The following is a 20,241-nucleotide window of genomic DNA, read 5'->3' on the forward strand; positions in this document are numbered from 1 at the left end:
TCCGCAGTAGCTCAGTGGTAGAGCTATCGGCTGTTAACCGATCGGTCGTAGGTTCGAGTCCTACCTGCGGAGCCATATTATAGAGAAGTACCCAAGTGGCTCAAGGGGCTCCCCTGCTAAGGGAGTAGATCGCGAACGCGGTGCGAGGGTTCGAATCCCTTCTTCTCTGCCAGAACTGGCCCGTTGGTCAAGTGGTTAAGACACCGCCCTTTCACGGCGGTAACACGGGTTCGAATCCCGTACGGGTCATACTAAAAGAGATAGCATAATCTGCTATCTCTTTTTTGTTGTGTATAGATATAGAAGAAGCTATAACAGATTATAAATAATAAATTTTAAAAAGTTATATTAATTTAAATAGGATTACCTCTTCTTATGTATAAGAAGAGGTAATCCTATTTTTTGAATATGTTTTAACTCTCTGCTGAATGCCCATCCGGTTTCATAACAGCATGACTATATGCGGATTGAAGAGTTTTGTATCCTAAAAGTGCAATAGTTAAGGCAAGGCCTCCTGCTATAATAGCCACACTAAATCCTGCCCGAGCTCCAAAGGTATCAATAACTAAACCAGCTATCGCTGACCCTAGGGAGACTCCAATACCAAGTCCTGTAATTGCCCAAGTCATTCCTTCGGTTATTTTTGATTCAGGTACGATTTTTTCCACAAGCCCCATAGTAATGATCATAGTAGGAGCGACAGATAACCCTGCAAAGAAAACAATGACTACTAGCCAAGTAATAGTGTTTACGAAAACTAGTGGCAGCATTGTTATCATGGAAAGTGTGACCGCTATTAAAAATTGATTATATGGTGGAGTACGGAGTTTAAGAGTACCGAAAGTTAGACCTGCCAGGCAGGAACCAATTGCATAGATGGAAAGCACAAAGCTAGCAGCTACTGTGTTTCCTTGATGTTCAGCAAAAGCTACACTAACGACATCTATTGTGCCAAATATAGTACCTATGGCGATGAGTGTGAATACAAGCACTCGTAATGTACCAATTTTAAATACTGTTCCTTTGTTTGTAATGTCGTGAGGGTGTACAGGTGGTTCTGTGCTTTTTTGCATGGTGAATAGGCATACCCCGATTGTAAGAAAAACAGATGATAAAAGTGGTCCTGCTTCTGGGAAGAACATAACACTTAAACTGACGGATAATACAGGACCAATGATGAAGCAAATTTCATCGACGACCGATTCGAAGGAAAATGCTGCATGCAATTTATGGGATCCACGGTATAGTTTAGCCCAACGTGCACGCACCATGGCCGACATGTTTGGCATACAACCTGCACATAAGGCGGATAGAAATAGGGTCCAATAAGGAGCCTCATATTTCGTACATAGAAGTAAGAGGATTGTAAAGAAAATACTGATACCTGTAGCTGGAAGAAGTATACGTGATTGCCCTAATTGATCAGCCATACGAGAAATATGAGGAGCTAGTAAAGCTGATGATAATGTGAAGGTGGCTGCAACGGCTCCGGCAAGCCAATAGTCACCACGTAACTGAGATAACATTGTAACAATACCAATGCCCATCATTGATATGGGCATCCGAGCTATAAATCCTGCTAATGAGAATCCTTTTGTACCAGGAGCATTGAAAATCTCACGGTAGGAATTAAACATAATAATCACCAAAGTATTTGACGTTTACATATACATTCTTCATGCTTTTAACTCCTCCTTTGTTCATTAATACCTTCTATAAAAATGGGCAGTGAGTCAATGTAGGATATAGGTAAGCAGTTATATTATCTTGTAAGCTAGAAATAATTGACATACGCACCGTATGCCAATATCATATTAACATACGGTGCGTATGTCAATGAGAAAGTTTTATCGTTGGATAGAGAGCTAACGATAAAAGGAGTTATTCTTTTACATAGAGAACGATACTATAATAGGATTCATTTTGAATAAAGGGAATGAATAGAAGTAGGAGGAAAAGATGGGTAGAAAAACAAGAGAAGAAATGATCATTGAAACACGTGCAAAATTGCTGAGTGCAGCAAGAGAGGCTTTTGGTACAGTTGGATATGTAAACACGTCTATGGATGATTTTACAGCATCTGTCGGTTTAACACGTGGTGCAATTTATCATCATTTTGGTGATAAAAAAGGATTGTTAGAAGCGGTTGTAAAAGAAATTGATATGGAAATGGATAATAAATTAAGAAAAGTATCAGATGAGGCGGAAGGAAAATGGGAAGGGTTTGTTGGGCGTTGTCGTGCGTATTTATCAATGGCACTTAATCCAGAAATTCAGCGAATTGTACTTCGTGATGCACCAGCAGTATTAGGGACTAGTTATTATCAATCATCACAGTCACAATGTTTAGTGACGATGGCGGAGATGCTTCAGCAACTAATGAAGGACTGTATTATTGAAAACACGGATTGTGAAGCATTAGCAAGATTCATAAATGGTGGACTAGTGGACCTTGCTTGTTGGATTGCGAATTCTGAAGATGCAGAGATGCATTTGTCTAAAGCTTTGCGTAGCCTATCACTTATATTGAATGGTTTATTACTAGAAAAGAATGCATGATTTTAACTGATATTTTTTATTAATATACGGTAATGGTTAAAAGGGAGGTGTTAAAGAATATGCTAATCGATTTATTTCACTGTATTCTATATAGGCCAACTAACATCCATTTTGTAAGGGGATAATGTGTTAGTTTAATCTTATAATACGATTTCTTTTTCGACTATTAGGATTTGGATTATAAAAAATGAATGTAGTTACAGGGAGTAATCGAATCACACTATTTTTATTCACAATCTAAAGAAAACGCCTCCATTGAAATTGATTCCACACCTATTCCAATAACTTTACACTTTATGTGAAAAAGTTCACAAATAGGTCATAATTTGTGAAGTAATTCACAATGATACATGCTACAATATGAGTGTAAAGAAGTTAAACAACATTAAATTAGTATTTTAATTAATTACTTAAACAATCATAAAAAATAGATGTGAACAATAGAGAGGGGAAATTAACATGAAAAAAGGTATCAATCGTGTAGTATTAGTAGGAACAGGAGCTGTAGGTTGTAGTTATGCTTACTCAATGATTAACCAAGGTGTAGCTGAAGAATTTGTACTTGTAGATGTTAATGAAGCAAAAGCAGAAGGAGAAGCAATGGACTTAAGCCATGCGGTACCATTTTCTCCAGCAGCAACAAAAGTTTGGAGCGGTAGCTATGCAGATTGTAAAGATGCAGATTTAGTTGTTATCACTGCTGGATTACCACAAAAGCCAGGTGAAACTCGTCTAGACTTAGTTGAGAAAAATACAAAGATCTTTAAACAAATCGTTCGCGGTATTATGGATAGCGGATTCGATGGAATCTTCTTAATCGCAACAAACCCAGTTGACATTTTAACTTACGTAACTTGGAAAGAATCTGGATTACCAAAAGAGCGCGTAATCGGTTCTGGTACTACTTTAGACTCTGCTCGTTTCCGTTACATGTTAGGTGACTACTTAGATGTAGATCCACGTAACGTTCATGCTTACATCGTTGGTGAGCACGGTGACACTGAACTTCCAGTATGGAGCCACGCTACTGTAGGTGTACAAAAACTAGAAACAATCTTAGCTAACAACGAGCAGTACAATCAAGAAGACTTAGATAAAATCTTCGAAAATGTTCGTGATGCAGCTTACCATATCATCGAGCGTAAAGGCGCAACTTACTACGGAATCGGTATGTCACTACTTCGTGTAACTAAAGCAATCTTAAGCAACGAGAACAGCGTATTAACTGTATCTGCATACCTTGAAGGTCAGTATGGTGAGAAAGATGCTTACGTAGGTGTTCCAGCTGTTATTAACCGCCAAGGTGTACGTGAAATCGTAGAACTTGAGCTAAATGAAGAAGAAAAAGTGAAATTCGCTCATTCTGTAAAAGTATTAAAAGAAACAATGGCACCAGTACTATAATAATCGCTAAATAATTCAGAGGCGGGAAACTGCTTCCTACCTCTGAGTTTTTATATAATTTAATATAAATTCCTTTTCCGGTTTCCCTTGTATATCCCCAATATACCCCTTTTGCTGGATAAGGGTCGTTTATAGAAAAGAGCACTCTACTTTATATAGAGTGCTCTTTATTATTATCATTTTTTAGGAGTTAATCCTAATTTCTTTAAAATATCTGCAAGTGTACCGCTTTTTGATTTTTCAACAGGTGTTTGTGATTTAGATGCATCAGGACCTTTCTTCAAGAAGTTCTTTTCAACGAAGCGAATATCTTTTTCGTCAACAATGCCATCTTTGTTAAGGTCGCCGTCTTTTACAGATAGTCCTTTTTTACCATAGTTGCTAGCAATAATTTCTGCATCTTTCATATCAATTACTTTATCACCATTTACATCACCTGCAAGGTTTTCATCAAAGCGTGCATAATAATATTGGCCAAGTAGCTTACCATCTTTCTCAGTACCTAATTTCGTTGTTAGTCGGCTTGTTAAATGTCCTGGAACCTCTACGTATAAGTTGTAGTCGCGTTTATTAACAGGTAGTCCATTTAGTTTAAAGTAACCGTATTTATCAAGTGAGCCTTCAAACTTATGACGGTAAGAATCAGTCGCATATACTTTTACGCCAAGCTTTGTATAATCGAACTTTTCATCTAAATATCCACGTTCATTTAAGAATGCACCAGGTTTAATATTTCCTTCTACTAGTGAGTTTAAGGACATTACTGAGAATGATTGATCTTGAAGGACACGCATTCTATTTGGCTCTGTTTCTCCTGGTTTCCAGTATACAAACACTGCTGACTCTAATTGAGCATTTGCTTCATAAAACTCATCGTTTTCTACTTTGAACGTTACATCAATGAACGGGAAATCACCATCTAATCCAGCAAAGTTTTTGTCATCGATAGCACCGCCAACCGTAACAGAGCCTGCTTCTAGTTTCGGTTCATTTACTTTTGCCGTTATCCCTTTTTCAGAAAGGAGCTTTTCAAAAGTAGGATTCAATTTCGCATTTGCAAATTTGAAGTTCTTCTCTAGGAATTTCACGTTAAATTCCCCAGCAACAAATTGTTTCACATGTTTGGCGTTTAGCGTCACAGTGAATTCATCACCTTTATATACTTCTTTTTTATCATAACTAGTTTTCGCATATTGAGCTCCTTGCGGGATAAACCAATAGTTATTTACACCACTTGGATAGTCAGCTCCTGCAGTTGCATAATCGAAAATATATACGCCTGTGTTCATTGGGCCTTCCACTTTAAAGGATTCAGGAGTAATGCCAACCTTAAAGTCACCATTTGCATTAATAGGTAAAAACTTATGCAAGTATGGAGAATAGTCATAATACATAACTCCATTCGCTTCTTGCGTAATATTTAGCCCTTTTCCTTTTAAGTAGTCAACGTTCGAATCATACACATTTCCTTTAATCCATAACGCTTTTTTACCATCTTCTACTGTATAATTTTCTTCATTTAATTCATAAATGCCAGGTTTTAATCCAGTTAATTTCACTTCTGGCGGTGTATTATCAATTACGACATAATCACCTTTCACACGTGCTTTCCCAGCTTTATCATAGCCAACAAACTCAATTGTGTAGTCTCCTTCTGGTAAGTTGATTTTCTCATCACCGATTGGTTTCGCAGGATCATTTGTGAAAGGATACACTCTGCCGTTAAAGAATGAATCTAAGTAGTAATACACATCCGTTTTTAGGCCACTTGTGTTTAACGTTCCAATGAAGCCGAGTGCTTTATTTGTTTTGGAATCTTTCACGATAAGATCTAACGTTTCAAGTTCGCTATTTAATTGGAATGCCCCGTGAACATATGATTCACCGTATGGATTAAATTTCGATGTATCAGTTGAAATTGCTTTTCTTGATAATATCGCATTTTCAATACCAGGCTCTGATACGCGAATAGAGAACGGAATTTGATACGTTTCCTCTTTGTTTTTCGTATTTGTAATATGAATATATCCTTCATATGGGCCTTGCTTTGCACCGGCTGGAACATTAATTTTTGCTTCAATTTCATCCGCTTTGCCAGCATCAAGCGTAATTGTTTCTGGAACAGAAACTTTTACACCGTTTGCGGTAGCATCGTTAATAGCAGAAGATGCTGGTGTATAAGAAATTTCTGTTTTAAATTCTTTTTTCTCTTGTTTATTATGATTTTCCACTTTTATATTTCGTTTTTGTTCAAGAGCTTCACCGTCTTTTTGATAAAACTTCCCGAATGCAATGGATCCAGTTTCTTCTGGTACTTCAATTACTTCATCATTCACAACTGTTTTTGTTGTATCTAGCACTTTAAAACTTGCTTCTGTATGAACAGCGTTGTACGCATCTACTCGTCCAGCTCCAACTTCATATACAGAATACTTTTCTTTTAAATCATCAGCTGTGTTCATTAGAGATGCTTTTACATCGAACGGAGAGTATTCTGGATGTTCTTGTAAAATAAGTGCAGCAACACCCGCGATATGAGGGGATGCCATAGATGTTCCTTGCATACGCTCATAGGAAACGTCATAGTTTTCGCCTTCTTGTGGATCGTTAATATATTCAGGTACTGTTGAAAGGACAGCAACACCAGGCGCTGTAATATCAGGTTTAATATCATCATTTGATGTAACAGGGCCGCGTGAGCTAAAGTCTGCAAGATGGTCGCCTTCTGTTTGAATGTAGCTGATTTCATCGAAAGTTAAAGAGGTACTGCCTTGTTCAATTTGAGCTTTTAGTTTTTCCCCGTCTTCTTTCGTTAGGCGGAATGCTGGAATGTATTTTGTGCTTTCGCCAACGTAGAAAGGAATTTCTCCATCCACATTGTTATAAATAATAACGGCTTTTGCACCTGCTTGTTTTGCGTTAGCAATTTTTTCATCAAATGAGAGTGTACCACGTGCAACGAGAGCGATTTTTCCTTTTACATCTTTTTTACTAAACTCGTCAGGAGTACCGATTCCTACAGATTCAATAGGTAAAGATTGTCCTTTGAAATCCTCTATTTTATCAGTGAAGTTTTTTCCGAATAAAATTAGGTTAGGGAATTGTAATTGTCCAGCATGACCTGATAGTTTCGGTAAGGAAATAGAGCTGTCACTTGCTCCAACTGTAATAGCAAAGGGAGAAGCACCTGGTGATCCGAGTGTCGCTGGATTTGGACCAGAGTTTCCAGCAGCAACGACTGTAACAACACCGGAAAGCATCGCGTTATTGACAGCGATAGACGTTGGATCAAGCGGATTGTTGCTATCGTCACCTAGCGATAAGTTAATGACGTTCATACCGTCAGAAATAGATTTATCGATCGCAGCGATAATACCAGAACTATCTCCGCTTCCATAAGGACCGAGTACACGATAGTTATACAGTTCAATGTCAGGTGCAACACCTTTTACTGCAGAATCTGATTTGTTTTTCTTTTGAGCAGAAACGATACCTGCTACGTGAGTACCATGTGCCGTGTAGAAGGAAGAACCACGATCATCAAATTCAGGAGCACCAGATTGTTGCCATTCTGAATAAGTAGTCTCCATCGGATCGGCATCGTTATTAATAAAGTCCCAACCTTTTACTGAGTTTGGATCTACCTTACTAGAATCTTCGCCAGATTTTGCGCGATAGCCTTTATATACGTCTTTTAAGTCAGGATGATTGTAATCAATACCTGTATCTAATACACCAACTTTGATTCCTTTTCCAGTAATGCCTTCGCTATGTAACTTATCTACTCCAATTTGCGGAATGCTATCTGTTAGTTTTTGAGGTGCTTTTTGCTCCGCTTGTTTTGGTAAATTTAATTTCACTTCGTAATCTTTCCAAATACGTTTTACAACGCCAATTCGTAACAATTCTTCCACTGTATTTGCAGGTAACGTTAGAGCAACCCCATTTATAGCATGTTTATAAGAACGTTTAATTTGTACAGACTGGAAATTCCCTGATTTTACTGATGGGCTGAATTGGTGAAGACGTTTTAATCCTTCTTGGAATTCTTTATGCTCTTGATCAATACGTGCTTTTATATTTTCAGGAGCAGCCTGCAATCCTTTTTCTTTTTGTTTCAATTCATTAATTTTTACTGGTGCAGTTTGAAATTCTACAATGATATTTACTGGCGCAGAACTACTCGTATTAATATCTGGCGAAATAGTAAAACCAGGATTGGCATCTAACGTTTGTAATGCCTGACGCTGTTCTTTAGAGAGCTTTGATAGTAAAGATTGAGCGTTTGATGAGTCAATTTGATTAATAGGATTTTCAGCAAGTACATTGAACGGAAGGGCAGTTGAAAATAGAACGCCAGCCGTTACAATTCCGGTAACAAAACGATTTTTCTTTTTCATATATAGGCCTCCGATAATTTATATTTTAAATTTTATTTCTCCACGCCTGGTGTTTGCTCTGCGTGGAATGTCCAGTTTAGCTGTAAGGAATCACCCTGGAATTTATTTTGATCTTGGTCGTTATCTTTAAAGGAGAAGAGAACGTGTAAGTAATCTGTTTCACCAGATTTAATGCCATCAATTAAGTTATGACGTTCTAGAGAAGTAGCTACATCCTCAGGTTTCATAGTTTTTAATTCTGATAGTTTTGTTTCCCACAAAATTTCGTGATCATCGTTTGGATTAGATGGCTTTCCATCATTCACTAAAAATTTGACGATGATGTGATCGCCTAAATCTTCACCATCATTATTTTGCTTTGCATCTGTAACTTCATAGGATGTTTCAAGTGCTACTTTTGCAATATCCAATGTCCCTTTGTTTTCAAGCTTGAAGTTTCTTTCAATAAAGTCACCTGGCTTTAAATCTTTCACATTAACGATTACACTTGGATTAATAGAAAGATCTAGTGTACCAGCTTGAAAGGAGTTACTAGATGTTTCAGAATCACTGAAATAGGCGAATACACCGCCGAATGTAAGGGATAAGCCAAGTGAAGCTGTGACAACTCCCATCCCAACCTTTTGTTTTAATGACATAAGAAAGCCCCCTAATTTAATTTTTATCAAACGTTCGCCTAGAGTATGGATAGAGTAAACATAGTGTTTCAGTATGAATTATATTTGCGAAGGTTCGGTGTTCTTTATTGAGAACAAGTATATGCTTATGAATTTTCCATTTCAATAAAATTATGACAAAAAATGTTGAGAAACATTTTTTTATGACAGATTATTTTGTTGCGCTTTTAAGTGATAAATAGCGAGTAAAATAGGATAGATCTAATGAAATAAAGGTTGAGAAATAAATAATAGGATGAAAGACTAGTAGGAAATGAAGCGTTTGCAATGAATATTCGTCAAAATTCGATATTTTACACAGTAAATTTGAATATTTTAAGAGAAAATAAAGAAAAAAACGAATATTTTTTAAAATATAACAAGGATATTTCAGTTTTTCGCAGAAATGATAAAGAGTAAAAAATTTCTGTCATCTTAGTGAGGTGAACATATTGGATGTAATAAATTGTGAAGAAGTGAAACGAGATGAGTTTCATACAGAAAAGTACTATGACAGTTATAACATCTTTGGGGCACATATTGTGACGGAAGATGGGATGCGAGGTGTACGATTCACAGTATGGGCTCCTCATGCGAAAGCAATGAGTGTTGTTGGAGATTTTAATGAATGGGATTATGAGCAACATAAGATGCTACAAGTGACAGAAGAGGGGATTTGGTCCTTGTTTGTACCGCATATTGAAGAGAATGAGATATATAAGTATGCGATTGAAACGATGGACGGTGATGTGATTTTAAAAGCAGATCCTTACGCAGTATATGCAGAAATAAGACCAAATACGGCATCGGTAGTTTTTGATATAGAGGGATATGAATGGAATGATAAAAACTGGATTCGTAAGAGAAAGAAAAAATCGATCTATAAAGAAGCGATGACAGTTTATGAATTACATTTCGGTTCTTGGAAAAAGAAAGAAGATGGCGCTCTGTATTCTTACAGAGAAATGGCCGAGGAGCTCATTCCGTATGTGGTGGAACATCAATTTACACATATTGAAATTATGCCGCTTGTTGAGCATCCATATGATCGTTCTTGGGGATATCAAGGAACGGGATATTATGCAGCGACAAGTAGATTCGGCACGCCACATGATTTGATGTATTTTGTCGATGAATGTCATAAATATGGAATCGGTGTCATTTTAGATTGGGTGCCGGGGCATTTTTGTAAAGATGCTCACGGTTTATATTTGTTTGATGGGACACCGACTTATGAATATAAAGATATAGATGTACAAGAAAACCTAGTATGGGGAACTGTTAATTTTGATTTAGGCAAGAGGGAAGTACGTAATTTTTTAATTTCAAATGCGTTATTTTGGATGAGATATTTCCATATTGATGGTTTTAGGGTGGATGCAGTTGCGAACATGCTGTACTGGAATAAAGAAGGACAGGAGCAAAGTAATGAGCACGCTGTTTCATTTTTACGAGAGTTAAATGAAGCGGTGTTTGCAGAAGATGAAGATTTTCTTATGACAGCAGAAGATTCAACAGCTTGGCCACTTGTAACAGCTCCAACGTATGAAGGTGGGCTTGGGTTCAATTACAAATGGAATATGGGCTGGATGAATGATGTGCTGAAATATATGGAGTGTGCGCCTGAGTACAGGAAGTATATTCATGAGAAAATGACGTTCTCTTTAATATATGCTTACTCTGAAAATTTCATATTACCGCTTTCTCATGATGAAGTCGTTCATGGGAAAAAGTCGTTATTAAATAAAATGCCAGGAGATTACTGGGATAAGTTTGCTCAACTTCGTTTATTATATGGATATTTCTTTACTCACCCAGGAAAGAAATTACTTTTCATGGGAGGAGAATTTGGGCAGTTTGATGAGTGGAAAGACCTTGAAGATTTGGATTGGAATTTACATGACTTTGAAATGCATCGTTATATGCATGATTACTTTAAAGAGCTCATAGCATTGTATAAGCGCTCCAAACCACTTTGGCAGCTTGACCATTCACCTGAAGGATTTCAGTGGATAGATGCTAATAATCATGAGCAAAGTATTTTCTCGTTTATCCGTCAAGGGGATAAAAAAGAGGATGCGTTAGTTGTCGTATGTAATTTTACGAAAGCTACATATGAAAACTATAAAGTAGGTTTGCCAGATTTCGAGTATTATAACGAGGTTTTAAACAGTGACGCTGAGCAATATGGCGGATCGGGTCAAGTGAATAAGAAACGTCTCAAGACGATTCAAGAACCGTATCATAATCAAGCGGCACATGTAGAAATTACAATTCCACCATTTGGCGTATCCATATTACGACCAGTGAAGACGAGAAAGGGGAGCAAAAAACAAGATGGCTCAAAAACAAAAGTGCGTAGCAATGTTACTAGCAGGGGGAAAAGGTAGTCGATTAAGTGCATTAACAAAAAATTTAGCCAAGCCAGCTGTTCCATTTGGTGGTAAATATCGCATTATTGATTTTACGCTAAGCAACTGTGCGAATTCTGGTATTGAAACGGTGGGGATTTTAACGCAATACCAACCACTCGAACTTCATAATTATATCGGAATCGGCAATGCTTGGGATTTAGACCGAGTAAGCGGTGGAGTCACAGTATTACCTCCTTATGCGGAGTCTTCAGGTGTGAAGTGGTACACAGGTACGGCAAGTGCCATTTATCAAAACTTAAACTATTTAAGTCAATATGAACCAGAGTATGTCCTGATTTTATCTGGCGACCATATTTATAAAATGGATTACAGTAAAATGCTAGATTACCATATTGAGAAAGAAGCAGACGTTTCGATTTCTGTTATTGAAGTGCCTTGGGATGAAGCGAGTCGTTTCGGTATTATGAATACGAACGAAGAGATGGAAATTGTTGAATTTGAAGAGAAACCGCAATTTCCGAGAAGTAATCTTGCATCAATGGGAATTTATATTTTTAACTGGGCAATTTTGAAAGAGTATTTAGAGATGGATGCAAGAAATCCTGAATCTAGTAATGATTTCGGAAAAGATGTACTTCCGCTTTTATTAGATGAAGGGAAAAAGCTAATGGCGTATCCATTTGAAGGATATTGGAAAGATGTTGGAACGGTGAAAAGCTTATGGGAAGCGAATATGGATTTACTTCGTGATGAAACATCGCTGAATTTAAACGATCGTAATTGGCGTATTTATTCTGTAAATCCAAATGAGCCACCTCAATATATTGCTGAAAAGGCAAAAGTAGAAGAATCACTTATTAACGAAGGATGCGTCATTGAAGGGGACGTGAAGCATTCTGTATTATTCCAAGGGGTGACGGTGGAAGAAGGTAGTATGGTTATTGATTCTGTCGTTATGCCAGGAGCGAAGATTGGTAAAAATGTTGTGATTGAAAGGGCGATTGTTGGATCGGAAATGGTTATTGAAGATGGAACAATTATTCGTCCAGAAAAAAATGTCGACGATGTAGTACTAATTGCTGAAGGGAAATAGAAAAGGGGGATGAAATGAATGGGAGAAAAAATGTTAGGAATTATTAATGCAACGGGAAGTTTTCCTTCCTTAAAGAAAGTAACAGGGCATCGCTCACTAGCGGCGTTACCGTTTGGGGGCCGTTATCGACTCATTGATTTCATGCTTTCAAATATGGTGAATTCTAATATTCATAGTGTAGCGGTTTTTACAAGTCATAAAAACCGTTCGCTAATGGACCATGTTGGTTCAGGAAAACAGTGGGATTTAGATAGAAAAAGAGATGGACTGTTTTTATTCCCACCAAATTGCCAATGTGACCAAGATGAATTTGGGTCTTTTGCACATTTTAGAAGACATATTGATTATTTTCTAAGAGCCAGAGAAGAGTATGTCGTTATTACGAATAGCCATCTCGTAACAGCATTAAATTTTCAAGCGGTGTTAGAGCGACATATACATACGGAAGCTGATATTACTGAAGTTTGTCATGAAGGGGTTTCGCTTCAAACATACGTGTTAAAGAAACAATTATTGTTAGATTTATTCGAGACATATAAAGATGTGGAACAATACAGTTTATTTGATGTAGTGAGAGAAAAGCGCGGAAAATCACTGCATATTGCTACGTATGAGCATACAGGATATGTAGCTATTATTGATTCGATTGAAAGTTACTATAAACATAGCTTAGAAATTTTGCAGCCTGCTATTTGGAAGCAATTATTTAAGAAAGAAGCACCAATCTTTACGAAAGTAAAAGATGAACCACCAACTCGTTACCTGAAGGGTGCAGCCGTGAAAAATACAATGATTGCAAACGGCAGTATTATCGAAGGTGAAGTAGAAAATAGTGTTGTCTCCCGTTCTGTTAAAATTGGGAAAGGTTCAATTGTCCGTAATAGCATTATTATGCAAAAGAGCAAAATTGGAGATAACTGTATAATAGACGGTGTTATTATTGATAAAGACGTGAACATTGGTGATGGTGTTGTCTTAAAAGGAAACGTGGATGAGCCATACGTTGTAGAAAAAGGTAGCATTCAAAACAGTACGATTAATAGTTATTCTTAAAAGAATCAGTGGGGGTTTTTCCTCCACTGATTAAAGCATTCATTCAAATGAAAACTCGAAGGGAGGAAGCTGCAAGGGAAGTCGTATAAGCTTTTCGTGCAGTGGGACAACAAGTGAATATTTTATTTGCAGTATCAGAATGTGTACCATTTGTTAAATCGGGAGGATTAGCTGATGTAGCAGGTGCGCTCCCAAAAGAGCTGAAAAAATTAGGTGTGGACGTTCGCATTATACTCCCAAATTATAGTCTTATTCCGCAAAAATTAAGGGATGGATGTACGTTACATAAAGTAATTAACGTCCCGCTTGGGTGGAGAAATCAATATTGCGGAATTTTAAAAGGTGAGCAAGACGGGATTACGTATTACTTAATAGATAATGAATATTATTTTAAGAGAGATTCTCTATATGGTCATTATGATGATGGAGAGCGTTTTTCTTATTTTTCGAAAGCAGTTTTAGAGTGTATTCCTCATCTTGATTTCGAAGTGGATGTTCTTCATAGCCATGATTGGCATACAGCTATGGTGAATTTCTTACTGCGTGAAAAGTATCAAGATAATCCATTATATGAGCATATTAAAACGGTGTATACGATTCATAACTTGCAGTTCCAAGGTGTATTTCCTCCTGAAGTGATGTACGACTTATTAGAACTTGGTGATGAATATTTTCATAGTGAGCAGCTAGAGTTTTATGGAAATGTGAACTTTATGAAGGGTGGTATTATCGCTTCTGATCAAATTACAGCGGTTAGCCCTACATACAAAGAGGAAATTCAATATGAGTTTTTCGGTGAGAAGTTGGATGGGTTGTTACGCAAATATAATGGGAAGCTTAGCGGCATCGTAAATGGAATTGATACAAGCGTATATAATCCAGAAACGGATTCGTATATTACTGCTCAGTATGATGCAGAGTCATTAGAGGAAAAGAATGAAAATAAACGTGCATTGCAGCGTTATTTTGGTTTGCCTGAAAAAGAAGATACACCAATTATTTCGATGGTAACGAGATTAACGAAGCAAAAAGGTCTTGATTTAGTACGTACTGTATTCCGTGAAATAATGGAGAAAGATGTACAATGTATTATTTTAGGGTCAGGTGATTCGGAATATGAACAATTCTTTGAGTGGATGGCATACGAATATCCTGAGAAGGTAAAAGTGTATATCGGATTTAATGAAGAGTTAGCTCACCAAGTGTATGCGGGAAGTGATTTATTCTTAATGCCATCACTATTTGAACCGTGTGGACTGGGACAACTTATCGCATTAGCGTACGGTACAATTCCGATTGTAAGAGAGACAGGCGGATTAAATGATACTGTACAATCTTATGACGAAGAAACTGGAGAAGGAAATGGTTTCAGTTTTACGAACTTTAATGCACATGACATGTTGCACACAGTTCATCGTGCAATTGAATTTTATCATGATAAACCGGTATGGGAGCAGCTTGTAAAGCAAGCGATGACTGAAGATTATAGCTGGGAGAAATCAGCTCTTGCCTATAAGAAATTGTATAAAAGTCTCATGGAATAACATGTAGGTGGTGAAGAAATGTTTACTCATGTTGAAAGCTTCAAATCAGCTTTTCTAGAAAAGTTAGAGACGATGTATGGGAAAAGTTTCAAAGATTCTACAACTCGTGATCAATACAATACGCTTGGATACATGGTACGTGAGTATATGAATAGTCAATGGATTACAACGAACGAAAGCTATCGATCTGGAGAGCGAAAGCAAATGTATTACTTATCCATTGAGTTTTTACTTGGACGTTTGCTTGGAAGTAATATATTAAATTTAGGCATCAGGGATGTATGTGAGCAAGGACTTTCTGAGCTTGGTATTTCGTTGCAACAACTAGAAGAGGTGGAAGCAGATGCAGGTCTTGGAAATGGTGGACTTGGACGATTAGCAGCCTGTTTCCTTGATTCGCTTGCATCTTTAAACTTGCCAGGTCATGGCTGTGGAATTCGCTACAAGCACGGCTTATTTGATCAAAAAATTGTTGATGGTTATCAAGTCGAATTTCCAGAACAGTGGCTTCTTCATGAAAACGTATGGGAAGTAAGAAGGCATGATCAAGCTGTAGAAGTAAGTTATTTCGGCAATGTTGAATCGCTATACATTGATGGACGTTTAGAGTTCAGGCATACGAATGCAGAAGTGATTATGGCAGTACCATATGACGTTCCAGTAGTAGGTTATGAGACGAATACTGTAAATACACTCAGACTTTGGAATGCTGAACCAGTTCCTTTCCCGCAAAATTGCAAAGATATTTTGAAATATAAGCGTGAAACAGAGGCGGTATCGGAGTTTTTATATCCAGATGATACGCATGATGAGGGGAAAATACTTCGTTTGAAACAACAGTATTTCCTCGTATCAGCAAGTTTGCAAAATATCGTTCGTCTGCATAGAGACAGATATGGTGACCTTCGCCAATTGCATGAGAAAATTGCGATTCATATTAATGATACACATCCAGTTTTGGCGATTCCAGAACTGATGCGTATTTTATTAGATGAAGAAAAACTAGCATGGGAAGAAGCTTGGTACATAACGACGCAAACGATTTCTTATACGAATCATACGACGTTATCAGAAGCACTTGAGAAGTGGCCAATTCACATTTTTAAACCGTTATTACCGAGAATTTATATGATTATTGAAGAGATTAATGAACGTTTCTGTCATGAACTTTGGGAACGTTATCCATATGAATGGCATCGTATTGAGGAGATGGCGATTATTGCGCATGATCTTGTGAAAATGGCTCATTTAGCAATTGTCGGTAGCCATAGTGTTAATGGTGTAGCGAAAATTCATACGGAAATTTTAAAGCAACGTGAAATGCGATTGTTTTATGAGTTTTATCCAGATAAGTTTAATAATAAAACGAATGGAATTGCTCATAGACGCTGGTTAATGAAGGCGAATCCGCAGCTGACGAACCTTATTTCAGAGGCGATTGGAACAGAGTGGAAGAAAGAACCGATTAAGCTTCAAGCGCTACAATTAGTTCAACACGATGCGAGTTTCCAAGAGAAATTTGCAGAGGTAAAACAAGAGCGTAAAGAGATTTTAGCGGAGCGTATTCATAATAAAATGGGGATTACAATTGATCCTAATTCTATTTTTGATGTGCAAGTAAAAAGATTGCATGCTTACAAGCGACAATTATTAAATGTTCTTCATATTTTATATTTGTATAATCGTTTGAAAGAGGATGCTAGTTTTACATTTTATCCGCGTACTTTTATTTTTGGAGCGAAAGCATCACCTGGCTATTACTATGCGAAAAAAATTATTAAATTAATCAATGAACTCGCAAGGAAAGTGAATAATGATCCGTACGTAAGCCAATATATGAAAGTTATCTTTCTAGAAAACTATCGAGTGTCTCTAGCGGAAGATATATTCCCAGCGGCCGATGTAAGTGAACAAATTTCAACTGCGAGTAAAGAAGCATCAGGAACAGGTAATATGAAATTTATGATGAATGGTGCGATTACACTCGGCACGTTAGACGGAGCTAATATTGAAATAAAAGACAGAGTCGGTGATGATAACTGTTTCATTTTCGGTTTAACGGCGGAAGAGGTTCTTCATTACTATCAAAATGGTGGATATCGTGCAAGTGATTATTATCATCATAATATGCATATTAAAAAAGTAGTAGATCAGTTAACGAATGGTTTCTTTGCACAGTCGGGAGCTGAATTTGAAGCGATTTACGATTCTCTCGTTATTCAAAATGATGAATACTTCGTTCTGCGAGATTTTGGTCCATATGCGGAAAGGCAAGAAGCTGTTGGTAGAGCTTATGAGAACCGAACGAAGTGGCTAGAAATGTCGATTTTAAATATTGCACAATCTGGTCATTTTGCGAGCGATCGAACAATTTTACAGTATAGTGATGAAATTTGGGGTATTGGTAATGCGGTTACACAGTATTAAGTGAAAGTCCCTTTTGAAGGGGCTTTTATTCATGAATACAAAGTGTATTCACTTTTAAAAGAGGAATATAATTGCTTAAAAAACCGAGCTTAATTTCATTAAGCTCGGTTTTCTTTTTTTGCTTAAGAAAGAAATGGGATGGCAGTATACATGATACCTGTTCCACCATATTCTCCTGTCGCAAAGTATGAAAATGTAAAGAAACCCGTAAACGTAAAAATTACAATGAGAAAAAGTGCAAAGATAAATTTTAGCATGTAAGGTCCCCTCATCCAAAAATAATTTCATATATTATTATAGTATAAGGATATGTAATTTCCAAATGTTTACTGGTTAAAAATGAGAAGTCAGACATGTTTTGTATGTTGTAATGGAATGATTATTTATAACGGATTTTGTATTTTTCGTAAAGGTCATGTTGTGATGAACGTGTGCATATTCCCAATCACGATCATTAAAATTTATGTTTCGGGGAGGGAGAAGTGGAACGACATCGAATAAGTTGACGAAACGAAAGCTACTAGCTACTTGTAGTTTATAATAATTTCGAAAGGCGATATCTCCAACTTTTGGAGAGGCAAATGTATAAAGACCGTACTGTGAGAAGGCAGTATTTATACGTGCATCTAGTATGTGTAATGTAGCGAGTGCCCCTCCTAAGCTATGACCTGTTGCAAGAAGTTTTTTATGGGCTGGTAGTGATACGAGCATATCCATAATAGAATCCCGGCAAGATTCATAAATAGAAAGAAAGCCGTTATGGACATTTCCACTGTTTAAAGCATATGGATATGGTTTTTGATTGACGAGTGAGTCGATAATCCAGTCTGTATCTGTTTGTGTCCCGCGAAAAGCTACAATAATTGTATCCTCAGATTCTAGTATGAATCCGAACCATTCTGTCGTTTGAATGGTTTTTCCTTGAAAGCCTTGTACATATTGAAAACCATCTGGTATTTCGAAAATCCCATTTTGTTTATATTGTTCATACGTTAACTCACAACAAGAAGCTAACAATATGGCAGTATCTTTATCGAAGGATAAAGGAGTACGCATTAAGGAAGCCCTCCTTAAGAAAAGGTATAGTTCAATATATGCAGTGAGGGACTTGATTCATTCTTTTGAGAAAGTTTGAAAAGTAGGCTTGAACCTTTATAAATATGAATTTGAAGCGCGGCTAAATGAGGTTATGGAATCCAATATGATTCCAAGTGGTTTATACAGTCAAAAAAAAGATAGTTCCCTATGAAGGGAACTATCTTTTTTTGTTTTATCCCGCTTTAATGGGCAGTAAGACCCCCACCTCAAAATTCAGCGAAAGCAAAGAAGTTAGGTGGGGGATCAATTGCCCATAAAAGTCCGATTGGTTCAACTAATAATCAGTGGGGGATGAAGAAAACCCCCACTGATTAAAGTTTCACTTTATTCTTTCCCATCTAAAAGACGTCCAAGGCCGCCTAAAACGCTGCCTTCACCGCTGTTTTGAGCTGCTGGGCTTGTAAGACGTGCTGCTAAACGGCTAAGTGTTAAGGACTGAATCCAAACCGTTCCAGGACCTTCTAACGTTGCGAAGAATAAACCTTCGCCGCCGAATAGGGCTGTTTTTACTTTTCCAACGAATTGAATATCGTAGTTAACGTCTTTTGTCATGGCAACGAGACAACCTGTATCGATGCGAAGTCTTTCGCCAGGTTTTAATTCACGCTTATATACAGTTCCTCCTGCATGCATGAAAGCGAGCCCATCACCTTCAAGTTTCTGCATGATGAAACCTTCACCACCGAAGAAACCAGTTCCAATTTTTTTCGTAAACTCAATCCCGATAGAAACGCCCTTTGCTGCACAAAGAAACGCGTCTTTTTGACAAACTACTTTCCCTTGATATTCTGTTAAATCAACAGGAATAATTTTTCCGGGATAAGGAGCGGCGAACGATACGTGGCGCTTGCCATGACCTGTATTTGTAAAGACAGTCATAAACATACTTTCACCTGTAACAAGACGCTTACCTGCGCCCATTAATTTACCGAATAGACCACTAGATTGGCCAGAACCATCACCGAAAATGGTTTCCATTTCGATATGATCTTCCATCATCATCATTGCGCCAGCTTCTGCGATAACGCTTTCTTCTGGATCTAATTCAATTTCAACAAACTGCATATCATCGCCATATAATTTATACTCGATTTCATGTGCTTGCATTTTTTCACCTCATCATATGTAGTAATTATATTGTACAGAAATCAAAGAAATTAGAATACTGTAGATTTGTTAATTTTTGAATAAAAATAGAATGAAAATTTAAGGTTATACTAGAATTATAAAAAACGATGGGTTGAAAGTGTTCTCATTTGACGTTTTTGATATAGCATGATATAGTGAAAACACTATTGAGCTACATAATGTGGTACGGAAATAAAGCACGTTGTATTAAAGGCTGTAAGCTTGTTATACATTCATGTCCTTTATATCCACCTTTTCATGTGGATTCATAGTTTCATTTTTATTTAGGAGGTACATGACATGCAAACAGGTAAAGTTAAATGGTTTAACGGCGAAAAAGGTTTTGGCTTCATCGAAGTTGAAGGCGGAGAAGACGTATTCGTACATTTCTCAGCTATCCAAGGCGACGGCTTCAAAACTTTAGAAGAAGGTCAAGAAGTTTCTTTCGAAATCGTTGAAGGAAACCGCGGACCACAAGCAGCTAACGTTACAAAAAACTAATTA

At 37.2% G+C, this 20,241-nt stretch carries 14 protein-coding genes and 3 tRNA genes; 11 read left to right on the forward strand and 6 right to left on the reverse strand.

The features are described 5' to 3' along the window. From KVT31_RS22450 to KVT31_RS22460, 3 genes are all read left to right on the forward strand, one after another. Positions 1-75: transfer RNA gene (locus KVT31_RS22450), tRNA-Asn, on the forward strand. Between the two features lie 6 nt (positions 76-81). Further along, positions 82-172, forward strand: a tRNA-Ser gene (locus KVT31_RS22455). A 5-nt stretch (positions 173-177) separates the two neighbouring features. Next, positions 178-249 (forward strand) — tRNA-Glu (locus tag KVT31_RS22460). 164 nt (positions 250-413) lie between these two features. Here the strand turns inward: KVT31_RS22460 and KVT31_RS22465 are convergent. Further along, positions 414-1,637 carry an MFS transporter gene (locus tag KVT31_RS22465; RefSeq protein ID WP_088098179.1) on the reverse strand — a complete coding sequence of 408 codons (1,224 nt, stop codon included), beginning with the start codon at positions 1,635-1,637 and terminating at the stop codon, positions 414-416. Positions 1,638-1,959: 322 nt separating this feature from the next. Between KVT31_RS22465 and KVT31_RS22470 the strand changes: the two genes are divergently transcribed. Further along, positions 1,960-2,559: a TetR/AcrR family transcriptional regulator gene (locus KVT31_RS22470; RefSeq protein ID WP_088098178.1), complete on the forward strand. Its 600-nt coding sequence runs from the start codon at positions 1,960-1,962 to the stop codon at positions 2,557-2,559. A gap of 459 nt (positions 2,560-3,018) precedes the next feature. Beyond that, the gene (locus tag KVT31_RS22475) at positions 3,019-3,963 is read left to right on the forward strand and encodes an L-lactate dehydrogenase (RefSeq protein WP_044737443.1); all 945 of its coding nucleotides are present in this window, start codon (positions 3,019-3,021) and stop codon (positions 3,961-3,963) included. 176 nt (positions 3,964-4,139) lie between these two features. Here the strand turns inward: KVT31_RS22475 and KVT31_RS22480 are convergent, their stop codons facing one another. Continuing rightward, positions 4,140-8,363, reverse strand: coding sequence for a S8 family serine peptidase (locus KVT31_RS22480; RefSeq protein WP_088098177.1), 4,224 nt, complete (start codon positions 8,361-8,363; stop codon positions 4,140-4,142). A gap of 32 nt (positions 8,364-8,395) precedes the next feature. Further along, positions 8,396-9,001, reverse strand: a complete 606-nt coding sequence (locus tag KVT31_RS22485; protein ID WP_088098176.1) for a CalY family protein — start codon at positions 8,999-9,001, stop codon at positions 8,396-8,398. Between the two features lie 470 nt (positions 9,002-9,471). On the opposite strand from KVT31_RS22485, the gene glgB reads away from it, so the two are divergent. The 5 genes from glgB to glgP all read left to right on the forward strand — a co-directional run bounded on the left by glgB (position 9,472) and on the right by glgP (position 17,511). Then, positions 9,472-11,409, forward strand: a complete 1,938-nt coding sequence (gene glgB / locus KVT31_RS22490; protein ID WP_088098175.1) for a 1,4-alpha-glucan branching protein GlgB — start codon at positions 9,472-9,474, stop codon at positions 11,407-11,409. Continuing rightward, positions 11,357-12,487 carry a glucose-1-phosphate adenylyltransferase gene (gene glgC, locus KVT31_RS22495; RefSeq protein WP_000057613.1) on the forward strand — a complete coding sequence of 377 codons (1,131 nt, stop codon included), beginning with the start codon at positions 11,357-11,359 and terminating at the stop codon, positions 12,485-12,487. Before glgB ends, glgC begins: the two co-directional genes overlap by 53 nt. A gap of 18 nt (positions 12,488-12,505) precedes the next feature. Beyond that, positions 12,506-13,540 carry a glucose-1-phosphate adenylyltransferase subunit GlgD gene (gene glgD / locus KVT31_RS22500; protein WP_088098174.1) on the forward strand — a complete coding sequence of 345 codons (1,035 nt, stop codon included), beginning with the start codon at positions 12,506-12,508 and terminating at the stop codon, positions 13,538-13,540. A gap of 113 nt (positions 13,541-13,653) precedes the next feature. Further along, a complete protein-coding gene (glgA, locus tag KVT31_RS22505) occupies positions 13,654-15,084 on the forward strand; it encodes a glycogen synthase GlgA (RefSeq protein WP_088098207.1) in 1,431 nt (476 codons plus the stop codon). An 18-nt stretch (positions 15,085-15,102) separates the two neighbouring features. Then, positions 15,103-17,511 carry a glycogen phosphorylase gene (glgP, locus tag KVT31_RS22510; protein ID WP_088098173.1) on the forward strand — a complete coding sequence of 803 codons (2,409 nt, stop codon included), beginning with the start codon at positions 15,103-15,105 and terminating at the stop codon, positions 17,509-17,511. Between the two features lie 122 nt (positions 17,512-17,633). Here the strand turns inward: glgP and KVT31_RS30625 are convergent, their stop codons facing one another. The 3 genes from KVT31_RS30625 to KVT31_RS22520 form a co-directional block, all read right to left on the reverse strand. Beyond that, positions 17,634-17,768, reverse strand: coding sequence for a hypothetical protein (locus KVT31_RS30625; protein ID WP_002015803.1), 135 nt, complete (start codon positions 17,766-17,768; stop codon positions 17,634-17,636). A 76-nt stretch (positions 17,769-17,844) separates the two neighbouring features. Continuing rightward, a complete protein-coding gene (locus tag KVT31_RS22515) occupies positions 17,845-18,567 on the reverse strand; it encodes a lipase family protein (RefSeq protein WP_088098172.1) in 723 nt (240 codons plus the stop codon). A 366-nt stretch (positions 18,568-18,933) separates the two neighbouring features. Beyond that, entirely contained in the window at positions 18,934-19,716 is a 783-nt protein-coding gene (locus KVT31_RS22520; RefSeq protein ID WP_088098171.1) for a TIGR00266 family protein, read from the reverse strand. A 321-nt stretch (positions 19,717-20,037) separates the two neighbouring features. Between KVT31_RS22520 and cspD the strand changes: the two genes are divergently transcribed. Beyond that, positions 20,038-20,238, forward strand: a complete 201-nt coding sequence (gene cspD / locus KVT31_RS22525) for a cold-shock protein CspD (RefSeq protein ID WP_001193052.1) — start codon at positions 20,038-20,040, stop codon at positions 20,236-20,238. Positions 20,239-20,241 lie beyond the last annotated feature (3 nt).

The sequence above is a fragment of the Bacillus sp. GbtcB14 genome (assembly GCF_019091205.1).
Lineage (GTDB): Bacteria > Bacillota > Bacilli > Bacillales > Bacillaceae_G > Bacillus_A > Bacillus_A cereus_AG.

Bases quoted from the DNA above. Each gene is read 5' to 3' on its own strand.
- KVT31_RS22465 (WP_088098179.1), bottom strand. From the start codon at position 1,637: ATGTTTAATTCCTACCGTGAGATTTTCAATGCTCCTGGTACAAAAGGA.
- KVT31_RS22475 (WP_044737443.1), top strand. From the start codon at position 3,019: ATGAAAAAAGGTATCAATCGTGTAGTATTAGTAGGAACAGGAGCTGTA.
- KVT31_RS22520 (WP_088098171.1), bottom strand. From the start codon at position 19,716: ATGCAAGCACATGAAATCGAGTATAAATTATATGGCGATGATATGCAG.
- glgC (WP_000057613.1), top strand. From the start codon at position 11,357: ATGGCTCAAAAACAAAAGTGCGTAGCAATGTTACTAGCAGGGGGAAAA.
- glgP (WP_088098173.1), top strand. From the start codon at position 15,103: ATGTTTACTCATGTTGAAAGCTTCAAATCAGCTTTTCTAGAAAAGTTA.
- KVT31_RS22485 (WP_088098176.1), bottom strand. From the start codon at position 9,001: ATGTCATTAAAACAAAAGGTTGGGATGGGAGTTGTCACAGCTTCACTT.
- glgD (WP_088098174.1), top strand. From the start codon at position 12,506: ATGGGAGAAAAAATGTTAGGAATTATTAATGCAACGGGAAGTTTTCCT.
- KVT31_RS22470 (WP_088098178.1), top strand. From the start codon at position 1,960: ATGGGTAGAAAAACAAGAGAAGAAATGATCATTGAAACACGTGCAAAA.
- KVT31_RS22515 (WP_088098172.1), bottom strand. From the start codon at position 18,567: ATGCGTACTCCTTTATCCTTCGATAAAGATACTGCCATATTGTTAGCT.
- cspD (WP_001193052.1), top strand. From the start codon at position 20,038: ATGCAAACAGGTAAAGTTAAATGGTTTAACGGCGAAAAAGGTTTTGGC.
- KVT31_RS30625 (WP_002015803.1), bottom strand. From the start codon at position 17,768: ATGCTAAAATTTATCTTTGCACTTTTTCTCATTGTAATTTTTACGTTT.
- KVT31_RS22480 (WP_088098177.1), bottom strand. From the start codon at position 8,363: ATGAAAAAGAAAAATCGTTTTGTTACCGGAATTGTAACGGCTGGCGTT.